The organism is Dickeya sp. CFBP 2040 (assembly GCF_012273755.1).
GTDB classification, from domain to species: Bacteria; Pseudomonadota; Gammaproteobacteria; order Enterobacterales; family Enterobacteriaceae; genus Dickeya; species Dickeya poaceiphila.
Genome location: NZ_JAAVXH010000043.1, coordinates 1 through 16,001, shown reverse-complemented (window position 1 = coordinate 16,001; position 16,001 = coordinate 1). Strand labels below are relative to the sequence as shown.

Below are 16,001 nucleotides of genomic sequence, written 5' to 3'. Positions count from 1 at the left end.
AGTGAAGCATTGCACGTGGGGTAGTGGAGGAGTAGCAGAATAGTCTAAAACTGGAATCAGGAAGCAATACAGGCGCTACCCGACGGGGTTCGGATAGCGTGATTGTTATTTACTGTTAGGATCATAAGGCAAGGTGGAAAACTGGTGGGACATTTCCCGATAATAGCCCACTCTTTCCCGAAAATAGATGCGCAGATGTGCAGGCTGCTGTTGCTCGATTTCGTCCAAAATTACCGGCATGTTATAGCGTTCTCGAAACGCCACGCCGGATGCTGCCAAATCTACATTGACCTTTTCCATTTCTTCATAAGGCAGGTCGGCCAGATTGTATCCCATAATTGCCTCCTCTTATTTGCGCCACAAAAGTAAATCAGAAGCGTTGAATTGGCAAATACTGTTACCTTCCTTCCTCTCGACAAGGCATCCAGCGGTCCGTATCCTTGCCACTGATTTATTAGTTGCCTGAATGTGATGGGGAACCGTCAGAAAGGATAATATCATGTTGAAGCGTAAAATTTTTCCGGCCCTGAACGTGGCGCTGTTAGTGAGTGGTCTGGTTATCTCTCATGCGGCGCTGGCTCATGCACACCTCAAAAGTCAGACACCGGCGGCAGATACGAATATTGCGGCACAAACGGCACCGTCATCTCTGACGCTGCTTTTTTCTGAAGATATTGAGGGCGCATTTAGTGGCGTTGAGCTGACGCTGGCGGGACAGTCTGTGCCTGTAGGCAAGGCGACAGTAGAAAATGCTCATCATAACGTTTTGGTGGTGCCGCTAGAGAAGCCGCTGACCAGCGGCAACTATCAGGTTAGCTGGCATGTGTTGTCTGTCGATGGTCATAAAACCAAAGGAAGCTATCGCTTTGGCGTTAACTAATTGATGATGCTGGAAGGATTATACGCATTATTGCGTATCGGACATTTTTCCAGCCTCATGTTGCTAGTTGGCGCAACATGTTATTGCGGGTTCTTGTCTCCCTGTTCATACCGGGGGCGGCTGGTGTCGCAGTTACGTGGATTGATGGGCATCAGTAGCGTGATGGCATTATTGACTGCCATTGCCATACTGGCGGCGCAGACTGGGTTGATGAGTGGCGACTGGCGTAATATCAGTGATGCTGACACCTGGCTGGCGGTGCTGAGCACCCGTTTTGGGATGCTGTGGGTTTGGCAACCGGTGCTGGCGTTGATCGTTTGTGTCATGTTGTTCTGGCGTCATCGTTTCTGGTATACGGGGGTGTTGACTCTTGGTGTATTGCAGCTCTGTGGTATGGCATGGGTGGGACATGCAGCAATGCTGGAGGGATGGCCGGGCGTGCTGCATGGTATTAACCAGACGGTACATTTGCTGGCAGTGACATTTTGGGGCGGCGGACTTGCGCCTTTGTTACCGGTGCTGCGGGATGCCCAACAGGTGCAGACACGCGCAGATGCCATCCTGACGATGATGCGTTTTTCCCGTTACGGTCACCTGGCCGTTGCGTTGACTATCCTGTCTGGGGTGGTGAATGTGGGGTTGATTGTTGGTTGGCCGTTGTCGCAGACAGGGCTGTATGGCACCTTGCTGACAGTGAAAATTCTGCTGGTCGTGGTGATGGTATTGCTGGCGTTATTCAACCGCTACTGGGTGGTGCCGCGTTTTCGGGGTGCCACTACCGTTGCGTACCACTATTTCTTACGATTGACTACAGCTGAACTGGTGTTGTCGGTTGTGGTGATTGTGCTGGTCAGTTTTTGGGCCACATTGTCACCGGCCTGAATCAGATGAGCAGGCGAATGTATTGTATCGTGCCGCCTTAATTCACATAAAACCATTACCCCTATTTTTAATAAAACCTGTTTAGTGAAAATAATTATCAAATTCACTATATGAACATTGTCTAAATAATGAAATCAATTATCATACTCAAATGATAATGCGTTGAATTTATAATAAATTAATTCATCATTTCGTTAATGGTATGTTTTAAAATCTGCTAGTTGCAGGCATAATGCTACTCCATCAGTCACCTGCCAGTAGAAATAAGGAACGGCCATGTTAAAAAAAGAAATGATTCAAAAACTGAATGAGCAGCTTAATCTTGAATTTTATTCCGCCAACTTATACCTGCAGATGAGCGCCTGGTGCGGCGACAAAGGTTTTGAGGGGGCATCTGTTTTCCTGAAATCGCATTCCCGCGAAGAGATGGATCACATGCAACGTCTGTTTGATTATCTGGACGATACTGGCAGTATGCCGGTGCTGGGGGCGATTGCTGCGCCGCCTGTTGATTTCAATTCGCTTCAGGATGTGTTTAAAATCACCTATGAACACGAACAATTGATTACCCAAAAGATTAATGAGCTGGCTCATGCCGCTATGACATTGCAGGATTACTCTACTTTCAACTTCCTGCAATGGTATGTGGCGGAGCAACATGAAGAGGAGAAGTTGTTCAAGTCTATTCTCGACAAGTTGGCTATGGTAAATGCTCAGGAAGGTGGCTTGTTCTTTATTGATCAGGATCTGAAAAAGATGGCGACGTCTGTTTCACCGTCTGCCTGATATTCGTTGGGTAGCAGGGTTATCCTGCTGCCCGGTTTATTATTTTTTCGCCTATACCCTAAATAATTCGAGTTGCAGGTGCGTTGGCATATATTCCCTAATTGCTGTATTGCTCAGTATAGCCGCTATCTTACCTGCCATTTTTAACTCTGAGCGGTGATCAGAATATTAATATCTTTCAGATTAAAATATGCCATACACACTGAGAAATATAATAAGGTCTCACAGAAGCAAGACCTTACTATGGTGTGACTAATGAGTCAAATAACCGGTGTCACTTTACCAAACGATTTGTTAATTGAAGAGTTACGGATTTTTCCCTCAGAGAACACAAACAGCACCTTGCGTTTTCCCATATAGGCACCATAGCCATTCTTCGCATTCACCCATACAGGAACAACCCAGCCGAATGTGACTTTGTATTTTGATGATAACTTTGAACCCTCCTCCAGGTAGCCCTTATAAGGCGACATGAATGTATAACGGGCACTGTAAGGATCTTTAAGTGCAAAGCTACAATACGCGTATATTTGCTTTTTATAATCTGCTGGCAGCGTTCCATAATCAGCGGTTTCAACCTGTATCGGTGTTGGGGATTGCTGTGTCGCACACCCTGACAATACTAACGATATAGCAACGGCAAAAATAAATTTTCTCATTATTGATTATCCTATCTGTAATATTTCCCATTACATCATGTCAGACCCAACATCAACGGCATATTAACCATTAACATGTTTCTCTGATTGCAACGACTGTACCGTTAGCTCGACTTCATCAGTGCTGGTCGTTATGATCAGGATTTCGGCGAGGATAAATTCCTGCGTACCTCAGCAATAGCAAATCACCGTGCCAGACGATACGCTTGGAACCCTTTCCTGTCAGGGTGATCTACATGGAATATCACGATGAAGAAAGTAGTACCGTCACTTGTTATCTTTATGCTGTCAGCTCCGGTGCTGGCCGCACCGCAGTTAGCTAATTTAAGTAAACTGGAATACGGTTCGCGTTGGGCATTCAACCGCGAGGAAGTCCAGTTGATTTGTTGCCCGGATCACGCCATGTACGTGATTAACCCCAGCACATTGGTACAGTATCCACTTAATGACGTAGCACGTGAGCAGGTGAGTTCGGGTAGGGTGAACGCGAGTGCGCTGGAAACCATCCTTCTGGATAATCCGCAGAATCCAGGGCAAAAAATGAGTCTGCAGCCTTTTATTGACCGGGCGCAGAGCCTCTGTCAGTAGCGCACGTAGCACGCCAGAGAAAACTGTGTGCACGGATAGACAGGTGACAGGTTTGCGTTGGTTGTCACAAAGTGTACAGATTGTTTCGGAATTGACCGTCAAAAAACGGGCCAGACTGGAAAACAAAAGTGGGTCGGCTACGCTTAAAGTGTGGGCTGCGATGCAGCACGCAACAAATGCCAACTTTTAGCGCACGGCTCTCTCCCAAGAGCCATTTCCCTAGACCGGGCACAGGAATCGTGTTCGGTCTTTTTTTATCTCATTGATTTTAAATTATTTATTTTCACGTATCCGAAAATGTCCGAAATTCGTCCGAAAATACGTACCCGGTGTAAATTGGTAACAGATTAGATAATCATCATTATCCATTATATACAATAATAGAGATATTATAAAAAATAAGAACTACTAACTTCATTTCGCAAAGCTATTTACTTACAGCATCGTCCACTCTTTTTTTCTGGTATCCAGGTACTTGTCTGTCATCTTCATTGATTTATGGCCGAGTAATTTCTGAGCGAATGCTTTTCCATATTCTTTTTCATATAACCGGCCTGCCAAACTTCGTATTTCATGAAATGTCGGTGGCGAATCTGTGAATGTCAGTCCGCAATTTTTTCTTGCAGCAACGAATGCTTTAGTCAGCGTATCTGGGTGAAGCGCGCCAGGCACCCGGCCCGTTTTGCGACTATCTGAACCGATCAAATATTCGCTATTATTTGATGACATGCACCGTTCTACAACTTGCCTTAACGTAAGGCTGGCGGCATTCAGTTTTAAATCTAGTGGGATCGAGATTTGAGCGCCCGTTTTTCCCTGCACGATCCACAACCTATCGTCTCGGATATCGCTCTTCTTCATTTCGCAAATGTCTTCACGCCGTTGGCCTGTAACCAGCCCCATCAGTATGCCCAACTCAACCCATTCTGGTTGATTTGCACAAGCTGCGGCGCAAATCAGCCAATATTCATCCAGTTTCAGGCGCTCGCGTTTGACACGCACGGATGGTGTTTTTGTTACTTCTGCCGGATTGTTTGTTGTGATGCCATTTGAAATCGCCTCGCGGAATATATCAACCAGTAACGATCTCATCGTTGATGCTGTCGTATTTTTACCAGAATCAATATAGCTGTTAATAAATTCTGCGATATCCTTTGTTGTGATTTTCGTAATATCCATTTCCCCAAACCTGTTACATAGATAACCTATCTGCTTTGTTCTGGCTTTGATTGTGTTATCTGCTAAATCTCTCCGCTTTAATATGGATTCGTAGCTTTTCATCCAGTCGGAAAATGTTATTGTAGGTTCGCTATCATCCTTATTTTTTATCAAGCGTTGCATCAGTGCGACTGGTGTGAAATTGCTTTCAATATAATGGTTGGCTTCTATCGCCTGGGATATTGCATCGCGCCGCGATATCTGACCCATTGATATTTCTTCTCCGGATACTGGATTTCTCCAGTAAAACGCCTTACGTGCTTTTCGGTAGGTGAGATTTCGCGGTAAATTGGTATCATACCTTTTGGGACGTTTTGCCATGAATAATTTTCTCCATCAATGGTGATAAAGCTGGGCTGTCCTGCACCATCTTTTTAGCCAGTGAAAAACTTTTAGGATTTATAAAAATGGCATCTTCTGTAACTCGATATTCCCGGCCATGCTTTTCTGGAGCGGGGTAGATTTTCCCAGCTCGCGCCCAGCGCTGCAATGTTTGGATGGTTGGCGGTTTATCTGAGTAATTTCTTGCGCGCCATTCTTCTAATGTTATTAGCTTTGTCATTGGTCAAGCCTCGAAAGATGGGCGTGCCGATGACACGCCCTTATTTTTGGTCGTTCTATTTGGATAAGGAAGGGGCTGTGGTTGTTAGTAGAAAATCCAGTTTTCTGTTTCGGCATTATGGCCGAAGTTGTATTCGATTTGTGTGGATGACAAATCCAGCTTTATCATTTCTTCAACAACGGTGGTGATAATGGCAACGTCCTGCTTTAGCCGCATCAGGTGGTATTTCTTTCGGCGTAGCAGGCTTTCTAATGCCAATTGTTGTGATGGAAAGGCAAAAGAACGCTCTGCTGATTTTGCGACTTTCTTGATCGCGTATCGCATATCTTTCTTTTTCCATCCGTCGAGCCATCGCGCCTTATCCCGATCGATATCATAATCCTTAGCCCAGCGAGCAGGGCATAGAAAGGCATAGCTATTAGTCTGGTGGAAGGCAATATACTGCTCGGCGATAACTTCAATTCCCGCCGCCTGAACGGTTTCAAAATATCGCCAGTAGACAGGATATCCGTTATGTTCTGTTTTCGATTCTGGGAACGGAACTAACCATACATCATGCATGTGTCTCTCCTAACCGTAGGATATAAAAAAGCCGCGGGTTAGGCGGCTTGGTTATTAATCCTATGGAAAATGTTGTTAAACTCCCCGAGCATTTAACATGGCATCAGCCATTTCATAACTGTTGTCAGCCCAGCGGTTCATCATATCTTCCATCTCTTCTGGTGCTATCTGCGAAAGCCAAGCTTGCATCGCCTTTGCTGCAAAGTAATCGCGTAACGTCATGCCGGGGAACTGGTAAAGGTAGTTATCTCCAGTCTGACGTATGCCTGCTTGCATACTGATTGGGTTAAATTGTGTTTCAACAGGAAACGCTGGCCCCCCTTCTTTTGGCATCATAAATCACCACTCATTTTTATTGTTTGGATCATGTTATTCAGCCATCCATGAATGGCCGACGATTTCAAAATTATCTCTGCACGGATTATCCAATTTCATGCTGTTACACTGAGCAAATTCAACATCGACGAAATCAGAGATGTCCTCTTCGGTTGCTGAAGCTGGAATGTCTAATTCCAGGGTAACGATTATTGTCTTTGTTAAATCGGTCACTCATTTTCTCCTTTGATAAAACAAACCCAGTGCGTATTGCTGCGTTTACCTGATAAGTGGCCAAACGCTGGTTTTTGGTCAGTCAGTGCCAGCACTTCACGGATGGGGATTTGCGTTTCATTCCACTTAAACACCAACACGCCGAGCGGCCTCAGCACTCGGAACGCTTCAGTGAATCCGGCCCGCAAATCGTCTTGCCATGTCTCTTTGTCTAACGCGCCGTACTTTTTACGCAGCCAGCTGCTCCCGCCAGCGCGCAGAAGGTGGGACGGATCAAAGACGACCAGAGCAAATTGCTCATTGTTGAAGGGAAGGGCGCGGAAGTCGGCCACAATATCGGGATTTATCTCCAGGCTGCGGCCATCACAAAGCGTGTGCTGTTCCCGGCGAATGTCTGCGAATACTACTCGGTCATCGTCGTGATCAAACCAAAACATCCTTGAACCGCAGCACATATCAAGAATGGGGCGTTGGGAGTGGGAGGGCATAGGCATTTACGCCCCCCAACAATCAATTTCAGTATCAATACTGTCGTCAATCTCTTCAATTGTGATCTCGCCTGTCAGAAAGTGGAGCGCTTCATTTGTGTAGCGCCCACGGTTTTCATCAAAATAACGAGAAAACTCCGGTGACCAGCCGTATGCATTTCCTTGCCCAGCGAAATCGGCCTTGGCGTTGCTTTCTGCCATTTCCGCTACCAGACAATCGGCGGTGATCTTTCCACTCTCCCGCGCAAACGATTTGATGTCAGCCTTAGACCAGTAAGGGGAAACCTTTGAATCACCCCATGGTTTCAGGCGAATGCGCCAGCGCCGCTGGCAACGTTTTATCAGGGATTTACTCATCGTTTTCGCTCCATGCCGGCATGATGGCATCAACGGGAAGGCACTGGTATTCAGTGGGCAATTTCTGCGCCCTGATATCAGCTTCGCAATTTTTCCGATCCGGATATACCCAGCCTTGCGGCTCGTATTGGCACGGCTGGAACGTGTAACAGACAAAAAGAAATAGACCGAACAAGGCGGCCTCCTTCGGGTTTCATTGAGTCAGGGGATTCACCGCATCACTGTGAGGATGCGGTGATATTGGGATTAATAGTCATTTGGGTAGTAGATGTCGTCAGCCTCGTCATCGAGCACCAGCAGGCTATCGCCGTAATACAATGCACCTACCATTTTCTCGAAGGTGCTCCTGAACTGAACCGGCTTCTTACCCAGCACATCGTTAAGTTCGAGCTTACCGTTGAAAAGCGAATAAACAGGACTCCCTTCGTGCATAACGGGATTGTTGTTGCGCCCATCTCGAACGGTCTTCTGATGAAAGCCTAGATAGACCTCACAATGATACGCTTTCTCTTTTTGCTCCTTTTTCAGGTAACTGTAGGAGCTTTCGGAAGCGGGTTCTTTTTCAAACCCGATGTAGAAAAAGCCGTCGCGGTCGTCATTATTGACAACAACCTGCGGGCGTCCCCATCCTTCGTGTGCAGCTTCTTCCTGATACTGTTCAACATAAGCCCGCCACAGGTCAGATGCCTTGATGAACTTCGGCAACTGGTCTTGCTCGATAAAGTCCTTCACCAGCTCCTGCATCCGCGTTACCACACGCTCGCTGACTGCATTAGTTTTCCACTGCTCATCAAGGGCACGGGCCAGCAGCAGGTTATAGCGCGGCAGGTCAGCGATTTCGGTGACATTGCCAGGCAACGCCTCTTCCAGTGCCTTCTTCACCGCATCTGGGAACTTACCCCAGCGGAACGTGTCTTCAATGGTCTTTTCGTAAAGTGCCCGGACGTGCTTATTGATCATGTCACGGAATTCTTCAGACGCTTCAAACTGACGGCAATGCTCATTGATAGCGGTTGCCAGACTGGTTGCGTTAACGGTGGATGTTGCTTCTGCAATATTAGTCATTGGTCGGTCCTCAAATAAAAAAACCGCATATAGCGGTCAAATGTTGTTGGTCATGTGCAATTCTGTGGTCTAAATCGTGGTGTCACGAGAATGATCGGGATGCGGAGCGGCAGCAAGCATTGATGCCCATACAGCCTTTTCATTCAGTATGTTGGTTTCTTTCTTGCTCGGAATTGCTTCGATAATCACATCTCGATGGAGAGCTATAAGCATGGACTCTGTCGGCTCAATCGGAACCAACCGCCAACCATCAGGCACCACTGGTGATGGCTTATCCGTAGGCCAGTTTTTGGGGTGGTAGTGGTTTTTCTCTTTTTCGCACCACACGCGAGGCGCCTCACTGCAGGCATGGCGGCGCGATTTCAGATATTCGGGTGAGCATGGAGTCCATTCATCCGGGTTGATAACGCTCAATCCAGATGGAGGAAATGGTGCTGGAGGGGCGGCGTAGACGTATCCATACTCTACACCCCTGTCATTGCGGCCCACCTGCTCAATGAAGTATTCGGCGCGGTCTGCCGGTAGATATTCCCATTTGCTTGCTGGAAACTCACCATCCGCCAGCTGTCGCCATCTAAACGCCACCGGCTCTTGCTGCGCCTGACGCACTGTTGCCAACTCGCTTTCTGCGCTATCAAGCGCTGCAAGGATGAGCTGGACGTAAGGACGGTAACACCAGTGGTTGTAGATCGGCCCGTTAAGAGCCTCGTGCAATTTAGCTTTAGCTTCTTCCAGTTCTTTGTTGCTGATTTTCATCCATCATTCTCCTGAGTAAATCTGGTACTGGCGGCAGGTATAACCGCCTCACATTTCGCTGATCGGTATCAGTCAGCACTCACGCGCTGAAATTCAATAACCCAGCACCATGGATTTTTCTGCCATGACTCTTCGCCGTAGATTGATTCCCACAACCAAGAGAAAACTTCTTTTGCGCTATGGCTTGCCATCCCGAAATATTGGGCACCCGGAGTAAGGCAATAGCGGCCCGACGCTGGAAGCTGATGCAATCCCTCATGCGCAGCGTCACGCTCAGTGATATCGTTCAACCTCTCCACGCGTATCTTTGTAATCTCAAGCGTGATGCGACTAGCAGCGCGAGGCATGAAAATTGATGGTTTCCAGCACGACCGGCCATCCTCATGGCCGTCATCATCACCCCATGTAAAACTGCCGTCAGCGGCATAAATGACGTGACCGGAGTAGTATCCATTGCCGAACGGCATTTCATTGATTGCTATCGCAGGCCGATCAGGGATCCACTTGGTCATCATGCCATAGTCATCAAACGCATGGCTGACAACCCCCCACGTCTCACGCACCCAAATCCTGTCACCGACATCGCCGAACGGGCAAGCATCGCCAACTAGCCCACCCCAGCCGCCTTTACCGTTCTGCATTTCTTCTTCGATATGAAGCATTGTTTTGAATACATTGCTGGGCCACCAGTGGCCGCCTCGGGGTAGTGGGCACGGTTCAGGCTGTGGCTTCATAATCCGCCGAGTCTGCGTCTTTCGACCATCGAGAATTGCCCGCACCATCCCACTGTTAAAAATCAATCCGGTTTCTTTCACTCAAACCTCCTTTCCCAGTCGCCCCAAAATCACAGCCTTCGATGGCAACGGCAGTTGATAGGCCAGTTGCCACTGTTTACGCTGTGTTTCGGTTTTGTGGGCCAGCAACTTGCGGATATCACCGACCGGAATGCTGGTGTCTTTGGCTATCAAATTTTCATTGATGCCTCGGCGGTGCAGTTGGTAAACCGCCAGCATGATGGTTGATGAGTAGTAGCGACGCGCTCCGATGCGTGGCATGGGTGAAGGCATCCGGGTGAACGTATCACCGGTATAGATTGGCTTAGGTTCTGGTTTATACGGTTCGCCCAGTCGAATTGATAATCGTGCACGCATACGATGGATAATGACGTTCAACCAGTTGCAGCGATCATCTTCTGGTTTGTAGAGGACGCCTAAATTTATTTCTTCCATATCAGGCGGCCTCGCTATGTTTTTGTGCCAGTTCCCAATCCTTCACCAGCCCCATACATTTGGCGTGCACCTGGCGCGCAGTGGCGATCCCGAACCCTTTCACCTTATCCGCAAGCATTTCCGGTGTGCGGCGCACAATGTCGAATAGCGAATAGATGCCAGCGGCGCTGAGTAGATCCAGATACTGCTCTTTCAGCGGCAGCGTGCCGGATAGCACTGATTCGGCCCATTCAGCGCGGCGCACCAGGTGAGGGTGGGTTTCTTCAAGTAGCTCGCGGATGCGTGCCGTGACGGCTTCATTTAGCCCTTCCGGCCAGGCATCCTTAAAACTCTCAATGGTGGGATACATAGGGACAGCCCAATCCGTTACAGACACGATCATGCAAATGCCGATGGTGCTTCGGATCTCCAGGTGCCAGTCGATATCATTCAGAATTTTTACGTCATATTCCGGAGAGTACAGCTCAAGCCCCCATTGGAAGGTGTAGAAATAAAACTGCACGCCATTGCTGGCCTGCCAGTAACGCGGCACTACGTCGCCGTCGGTACGCCGTAACCGCGCCTGAATATCGACCAGATGCCGGTTTAACTCGTCGTTGAGTTGAACCATGCCTGAGAGCTTACTGGTCTTGTCGGCCAATTCTTTTTTCAGTCGGCGGATTTCCGTCAGTTGTTGGTCACGCATTTTCCGGCTGTCGGCCAGATCTTCTTTGAGGCGCACAAGTTGCGATTTCATGCGTTCTGGATTGAGCGATTTCAACTGATTCCGCTCGTTTGCCAGCATGGCATTATCGGTAAGCGCCAGCTTGTACTTGGCCGTGATGCTGTCACGTTCAGCAGTCGCTTCAGCGGCACTCAGTTCGGCGGTTTCGATGCGTTCCTGAATCTGCTTCAGCGCCAACTCTTTGGTGGTCAAAGCACTGTCTGCAGTCTCCAGCCGATCAAGCAGGGCGTTGTATTCGTCAGTCTCCTGGTTGATTTGCTCAATACACAGGGCCTGTGCTTGATTCAGCAGAACTGTGGCGCTCTCTACAGAACGCTGCGCCATGCCGGTGGTTTGGGATGTCGCCAGATCAAGCTGCGCCCGAACAGGACGCAGGGATGATTCCAACACGTCGGCGACGGTTGCTGTGGTTGTCATAAAAGATTTCCTGAAGAGAATTAATAGCGAAGCGTGAATGGCCGTACGAGGTTATTAGCTACGGCATTCAGTAATTTTTGGGCTGTGGGCTTGGTTAGCTTAATTTCGGCACTGGCTAAATCTACCAGCAGCAGTTCCAGGAGTCGGCTAAGATCTGGTTGTGATGCTGTGGTGGGGATTTGTGCTGTCTCTGCCAAATGCTCTGGATGAGAAGCAGTTAGAGCCTGTGATGACGCCTGCATTGTTGCTGCAGATGCTGGGCTATGTTGCGCTTGCGCTGCTAACCGGCTTTCATCTATTTTTTTCTGATTGCCAATACGCTGCTCGATCAATAACTGCAGGTGCTCCCAGTCATTGCCAATAATCTGGTTTAGATCCGCAAACAGATTTTTGTATTCCGGTGGAACCGTATCGAACAGTTTAAGGTTTTGCTGATACTGAGCCGCCAACTGGTTGGCTTCGATTTTTGCGCGTGCCAGCTCATCATTAGCAGCGCTGTGCAGCGATGTCAGCGTCTTTTTGCCTTTAATGGCACTGACAAAATCCACTGGGATAGTAGGCAGCCGGACAACACTCAACGTTGCGTTCAGTTCATCAATGTGTGCTGCCAAGCTATTTCGCGCCTTTGTGATGATATCGGCTCGGATCTCGTCTTTGCGCGATTTAACCAGACGAGTGAGCTCAAGCCTTTTACCGCGCATTTCTTCGCGCAACGTGTCGATGGTACGGAACAGCCGGTCAATCTGTTCAGTCTGGGATAGCGCCTGCTGCTTGATCAAATCCAGTTCCTTTTCCGCTTTTTCGCAGAATTTGACTGTTTCCTCCGCGTCGGCGAAGTCTTGATCGGTGGTCAGGTTGGTGTTGATAGAGCGGATAAAGGCCAGTGCCTGACCTTCATACACGGCAAGATTCGATTGCTTTACTGTTCCTTCAATCTCAACCAGCAACGCCGGGAGGCGCATAATGGTTTTCCCTGTGGGGAGTTCGTTAATCACAGGGGCCGAGTAGTTTTTTAGGTCAGCCTCGAACTGATCCCAACCGGCAATCAGTGCACTGGCCCGGCCCTCCACTGGTTTGTACTCCATCCAGGCGAAATTCTCTTCTGTGCCGTCGGATACCACAAAAATAGCGCGGCTGGCGCCGCTGACCAGCAACTGCTGTTCCAATTGCCAGTAATATTCCGGGGGCAGCTCGTGATTACGAACATGCTCGGCCAGCGAAGCATTCCACATCTTGTGCTCAAACAGTGTGTCTTCGGTCATTGTGATGCCGTCGAACGAAGCCAGCAAGCGGCCATCATCAGAAATAGCCGTGGCGGGAAACAGTTCATCATCAATCATGTTTTCAACGATAGCGCGTGCTGCAGCCTCATATTCATGGCCTTTATCAAACAGATGGGTTTGCACCCAATCGCTTACCTCGCGCTCGGTGCCGGTGGCCTTCATGCTCAGCAACTCATCGCGGCGCATTTTGCTGGAGGCGGCCATCATGACGGGGGCCTCGCTGGCGGTAAAATGTTTGGCACGCAGTGCGTGCCAGGTGTCGGTTCCCTGTTGGACGTTAACGATTTGCATTGATAGGCTCCAGGTCGATGATTGCGGCAACTTGTTCTTCGGATAGGGTGTATTTGCTGCTGGCGGTGGCAATGATCTGCTGTGCCGTCTTTTTTCCGCTATCCATCAGTTCCTGCCAGGCGGGCAGGTTTGCGTTGAAGCGTTCTTGCGGGTAATAAGCAATGGCTATTGGCGCGGCAACTTCTGTTGTTTTCGGCGTCACATCCTTGGCATTGTTGAAGTCCAGGTCTTTACCTTCCATTTCCTCCGCCGTGGGCTGCTGCCCGATTTCAGGCCATGCCTTGCGCAGTGCCTGCGCTTCTGCGCACTTGGCCAGTTGCGCATACGGTCGGCGTTTCCACATGGCATTCGGTGCTTTGGTGTCCTTACTGCTGGTAGCGTAATTTTCCAGCCAGTATTCGCGTGCGCTGAATTCAACGATATGCCCGTCAGGCATCAGCTTATAAACGGTGTACTTGCACCAGGCCGGGAAGGTGATTTCAACGTTATCCAGTGTCTGCGTGGTATCCGGTCCAAACTCTGGTTCTTTAGCACCGGCATAGCTGCCAGAGCGATCAGCCTGGATGCGGTAAAGGCCAATCCCTGGCATGACGACATCACGCCATTCGTTTCTGCCTGACTGAGCGTCTTTCACACTCATGGGAACCAAGTGAACAGGCTTCATGAGCGGATCGAGATTGCGTGCGCGGCAGTAATTCACTGCCATGATCACGGAATCGTCTTTGGCACCTGGGTAAATGCTGTTTTTCAACGCGTTCCAGGTAGGCTCATCGATACCAAGATTTACCACCGACAGCGGAAGCGCCGACGTGGTGATAGTGTTGCTGGTGGTCATGGTCAGTCCTTAATTACAGAATCAGTGACAAGGCAGAAAACGCGGCAAGTACGATGATCAATGGGAACATCACACCGTTCTTTTGCTGCGGGTGGTGGTGAATATTGTGGCTACCGATACCGTGCTGATATTGGATGTGTTTAACGGAGCGGGTGGTCATGGTATCCTCCTTGTGATCGGATTGGTCTCCGATCAACTGCTGATGATCCTTGTGGTCATTGGTCAGTCCTCAAAGGTTGTGCGGTTTGGTCACTGCACAACCGGGATAGCCCCGGCTGACGCCGGGGCTTTTCTCTTTTCAGGCGGCAATACTCAACCCCGACAATTCCATTGCCCGTTCGATCATGGCTACGCGGCGGAATATCTCTTCCTGTACATCGAGTAGATAGTTTTCTGTCTGAGGCAGATCGACTAGCGTGCCGATAGGGCGATCATCGGTGCCGGCAATGTGGCAGCGATTTTTCAGCAACGCCTTCATGTCACCGATAAGCCGTGCGTTGCGGTGCATATTGGTGATGCGTTCGGTCAGGATTTGCTGTTCTTCCGGGCTTTGCTCCAGCCTGCTCTCGTATTCCTCCAGTATTTCTTCAATCATGCGTTGATGGTTGTAATCGTTCATCAGTGCCTCCTTGTAAGTGGCCTTACTCATGCGCCCGCCGGAGCGGACGCAGGGGGAAAAGCCGCTTATTTCTTGTCTTCATTGATACGCTGATAGGGGAAGCGATCAGAGTGGGGCTTGATGTGCTTAAAGAAGTGGGAGCCAACAGAATCCGCATCTTTGAATGCGGTGAAGTCATCGGCACTCACATTGCTGTAGTGATACAGGCTGCCTGGCACGTTGTTGCGCCCATTAAAACGAATGGCCAACGTGTTGGTTACCGGGTCGTGGCCGATGCTGTGGATCTGTGATGATTTAACGGGGGTCATGTTAATGGTCATTGGTGAGTCCTCTTAGTTTTCGTACATAGTTCATGCAGTAGGTCGGACTGCATGTTTTCCATTCGTTTTTGTGTTGCATACGCTTGCTGGGTGGGTAGTACGCAACTGTTCCTTGCGGTGTGCGGAATATCAACGTGTTATTCCCTTCCTCCAGCTCTATGCCGTTTCGGATAAAAAACGCCTTAATGCGTTCGTATGTGCCATCACGGGCTTTACGGCGGTTTTCTTTTAGAAATGGGTTTAGATCCCTAAAATGGTCGCCGACATCACCCATCTGCTTTACCCTTGAATTTGGTGCCGCAGAATGGGCAAAAATTGATGGCGATTCTTGTGTCACCATTAGTGCAACGTTGTTCGAGATCGCCATTTTTCTTACGCTTGCGGTAGCGGAAGCGGTAAGAAAGCATGACATTGCAGTAATCACCCTTTTCGAGGACGATTACCCTGTTATCGAAGTCAGATTCATCTACTTCGGCACAGTTGCTTGCTGCCGCATCGCGCAATTTTTTATCCATTGCCTTCTTGGTTTCTTGAAAACACTTACAGGCCATTGTCAGATCCCCGATTTGTTCAGTTTTTCCGTTAACTCCGCGATACATTCCTGCGCTGCGCGCTTATACGCTTTTGCTGCATCACAGGAATATTTCGCATCGACGCGACTCTCAAACACATCGATCGGACCCAAAAAACAACCTGCAGCGATCTGGAAATTGTTTTTCGTCCAAACGGCAAAAATTGTTCTGTCGTGGTAGCCGCACCGCTGGCGGTAGGCGATGTTGTTGATATGTTCAGGGTCCAAATAAAGCGACTGGCACGAGAAGTTGTCCGGCAGCGCCGTCAGCCCGGTACAGCCGGTGAGGCGCAGCCCTCCGCCAACCTGCAGGCCATCCGGCAGCGCCGTCAGCCCGGTACAGCCGGTGAGGCGCAGCCCT

25 protein-coding genes are annotated in these 16,001 nt (G+C 49.1%); 4 read left to right on the top strand and 21 right to left on the bottom strand.

Annotation, left to right across the window (positions count from 1 at the left end; all coding sequences use genetic code 11):
• Positions 1-105: 105 nt before the first annotated feature.
• The gene (locus Dpoa2040_RS06360; RefSeq protein ID WP_042870395.1) at positions 106-336 is read right to left on the bottom strand and encodes a DNA polymerase III subunit theta; all 231 of its coding nucleotides are present in this window, start codon (positions 334-336) and stop codon (positions 106-108) included.
• A gap of 163 nt (positions 337-499) precedes the next feature.
• Here Dpoa2040_RS06360 and copC point away from each other — a divergent pair, with 163 nt between their 5' ends.
• The 3 genes from copC to ftnA all read left to right on the top strand — a co-directional run bounded on the left by copC (position 500) and on the right by ftnA (position 2,548).
• On the top strand, positions 500-880 hold the full coding sequence (gene copC / locus Dpoa2040_RS06355) for a copper homeostasis periplasmic binding protein CopC (protein ID WP_168640686.1): 381 nt from the start codon (positions 500-502) through the stop codon (positions 878-880).
• A 3-nt stretch (positions 881-883) separates the two neighbouring features.
• Positions 884-1,762 carry a copper homeostasis membrane protein CopD gene (gene copD / locus Dpoa2040_RS06350; protein WP_168640685.1) on the top strand — a complete coding sequence of 293 codons (879 nt, stop codon included), beginning with the start codon at positions 884-886 and terminating at the stop codon, positions 1,760-1,762.
• Between the two features lie 276 nt (positions 1,763-2,038).
• Positions 2,039-2,548, top strand: a complete 510-nt coding sequence (gene ftnA, locus Dpoa2040_RS06345; RefSeq protein ID WP_042870399.1) for a non-heme ferritin — start codon at positions 2,039-2,041, stop codon at positions 2,546-2,548.
• A gap of 260 nt (positions 2,549-2,808) precedes the next feature.
• On the opposite strand, the gene Dpoa2040_RS06340 is transcribed toward ftnA, so the two are convergent.
• The gene (locus Dpoa2040_RS06340; protein ID WP_168640684.1) at positions 2,809-3,207 is read right to left on the bottom strand and encodes a hypothetical protein; all 399 of its coding nucleotides are present in this window, start codon (positions 3,205-3,207) and stop codon (positions 2,809-2,811) included.
• 249 nt (positions 3,208-3,456) lie between these two features.
• Between Dpoa2040_RS06340 and Dpoa2040_RS06335 the strand changes: the two genes are divergently transcribed.
• A complete protein-coding gene (locus tag Dpoa2040_RS06335) occupies positions 3,457-3,795 on the top strand; it encodes a YebY family protein (protein ID WP_168640683.1) in 339 nt (112 codons plus the stop codon).
• A 435-nt stretch (positions 3,796-4,230) separates the two neighbouring features.
• Here the strand turns inward: Dpoa2040_RS06335 and Dpoa2040_RS06330 are convergent, their stop codons facing one another.
• The 19 genes from Dpoa2040_RS06330 to Dpoa2040_RS06240 form a co-directional block, all read right to left on the bottom strand.
• Positions 4,231-5,334 (bottom strand): site-specific integrase, encoded by a 1,104-nt coding sequence (locus tag Dpoa2040_RS06330; RefSeq protein ID WP_168640682.1) that lies wholly within the window; start codon positions 5,332-5,334, stop codon positions 4,231-4,233.
• Positions 5,309-5,575, bottom strand: a complete 267-nt coding sequence (locus Dpoa2040_RS06325; RefSeq protein WP_168640681.1) for an excisionase — start codon at positions 5,573-5,575, stop codon at positions 5,309-5,311. The genes Dpoa2040_RS06330 and Dpoa2040_RS06325 overlap by 26 nt, the downstream gene beginning before the upstream one ends.
• 84 nt (positions 5,576-5,659) lie before the next feature.
• Entirely contained in the window at positions 5,660-6,136 is a 477-nt protein-coding gene (locus Dpoa2040_RS06320; RefSeq protein ID WP_168640680.1) for a hypothetical protein, read from the bottom strand.
• A gap of 75 nt (positions 6,137-6,211) precedes the next feature.
• Positions 6,212-6,472, bottom strand: coding sequence for a hypothetical protein (locus Dpoa2040_RS06315; protein ID WP_210423851.1), 261 nt, complete (start codon positions 6,470-6,472; stop codon positions 6,212-6,214).
• 33 nt (positions 6,473-6,505) lie between these two features.
• Entirely contained in the window at positions 6,506-6,685 is a 180-nt protein-coding gene (locus Dpoa2040_RS06310; protein ID WP_168640679.1) for a hypothetical protein, read from the bottom strand.
• The gene (locus Dpoa2040_RS06305; RefSeq protein WP_246867258.1) at positions 6,682-7,122 is read right to left on the bottom strand and encodes a class I SAM-dependent methyltransferase; all 441 of its coding nucleotides are present in this window, start codon (positions 7,120-7,122) and stop codon (positions 6,682-6,684) included. Before Dpoa2040_RS06305 ends, Dpoa2040_RS06310 begins: the two co-directional genes overlap by 4 nt.
• Before the next feature lie 57 nt (positions 7,123-7,179).
• Positions 7,180-7,530 (bottom strand): hypothetical protein, encoded by a 351-nt coding sequence (locus Dpoa2040_RS06300; protein ID WP_168640678.1) that lies wholly within the window; start codon positions 7,528-7,530, stop codon positions 7,180-7,182.
• A gap of 246 nt (positions 7,531-7,776) precedes the next feature.
• On the bottom strand, positions 7,777-8,595 hold the full coding sequence (locus Dpoa2040_RS06295) for a hypothetical protein (protein ID WP_168640677.1): 819 nt from the start codon (positions 8,593-8,595) through the stop codon (positions 7,777-7,779).
• 69 nt (positions 8,596-8,664) lie between these two features.
• Positions 8,665-9,351 carry a hypothetical protein gene (locus Dpoa2040_RS06290; protein ID WP_168640676.1) on the bottom strand — a complete coding sequence of 229 codons (687 nt, stop codon included), beginning with the start codon at positions 9,349-9,351 and terminating at the stop codon, positions 8,665-8,667.
• Positions 9,352-9,419: 68 nt separating this feature from the next.
• Complete coding sequence (locus Dpoa2040_RS06285; RefSeq protein WP_210423847.1) at positions 9,420-10,133, bottom strand: hypothetical protein; 714 nt, start codon at positions 10,131-10,133, stop codon at positions 9,420-9,422.
• A 33-nt stretch (positions 10,134-10,166) separates the two neighbouring features.
• The gene (locus Dpoa2040_RS06280; RefSeq protein ID WP_168640674.1) at positions 10,167-10,580 is read right to left on the bottom strand and encodes a hypothetical protein; all 414 of its coding nucleotides are present in this window, start codon (positions 10,578-10,580) and stop codon (positions 10,167-10,169) included.
• 1 nt (position 10,581) lies between these two features.
• Positions 10,582-11,721, bottom strand: a complete 1,140-nt coding sequence (locus tag Dpoa2040_RS06275; protein WP_168640673.1) for a hypothetical protein — start codon at positions 11,719-11,721, stop codon at positions 10,582-10,584.
• A gap of 20 nt (positions 11,722-11,741) precedes the next feature.
• Positions 11,742-13,295 carry a YqaJ viral recombinase family protein gene (locus tag Dpoa2040_RS06270; RefSeq protein WP_168640672.1) on the bottom strand — a complete coding sequence of 518 codons (1,554 nt, stop codon included), beginning with the start codon at positions 13,293-13,295 and terminating at the stop codon, positions 11,742-11,744.
• Positions 13,282-14,130: a phage recombination protein Bet gene (bet, locus tag Dpoa2040_RS06265; RefSeq protein ID WP_168640671.1), complete on the bottom strand. Its 849-nt coding sequence runs from the start codon at positions 14,128-14,130 to the stop codon at positions 13,282-13,284. The genes Dpoa2040_RS06270 and bet overlap by 14 nt, the downstream gene beginning before the upstream one ends.
• Positions 14,131-14,143: 13 nt before the next feature.
• A complete protein-coding gene (locus tag Dpoa2040_RS06260; RefSeq protein ID WP_168640670.1) occupies positions 14,144-14,290 on the bottom strand; it encodes a hypothetical protein in 147 nt (48 codons plus the stop codon).
• Between the two features lie 138 nt (positions 14,291-14,428).
• Positions 14,429-14,779 carry a hypothetical protein gene (locus tag Dpoa2040_RS06255; protein ID WP_168640669.1) on the bottom strand — a complete coding sequence of 117 codons (351 nt, stop codon included), beginning with the start codon at positions 14,777-14,779 and terminating at the stop codon, positions 14,429-14,431.
• 35 nt (positions 14,780-14,814) lie between these two features.
• On the bottom strand, positions 14,815-15,069 hold the full coding sequence (locus Dpoa2040_RS06250) for a KTSC domain-containing protein (protein WP_168640668.1): 255 nt from the start codon (positions 15,067-15,069) through the stop codon (positions 14,815-14,817).
• 266 nt (positions 15,070-15,335) lie between these two features.
• The gene (locus Dpoa2040_RS06245; RefSeq protein ID WP_168640667.1) at positions 15,336-15,584 is read right to left on the bottom strand and encodes a hypothetical protein; all 249 of its coding nucleotides are present in this window, start codon (positions 15,582-15,584) and stop codon (positions 15,336-15,338) included.
• A gap of 38 nt (positions 15,585-15,622) precedes the next feature.
• Positions 15,623-16,001, bottom strand: a 379-nt coding sequence (locus tag Dpoa2040_RS06240) for a hypothetical protein (RefSeq protein WP_168640666.1), incomplete at its 5' end; no start/stop codon positions are given.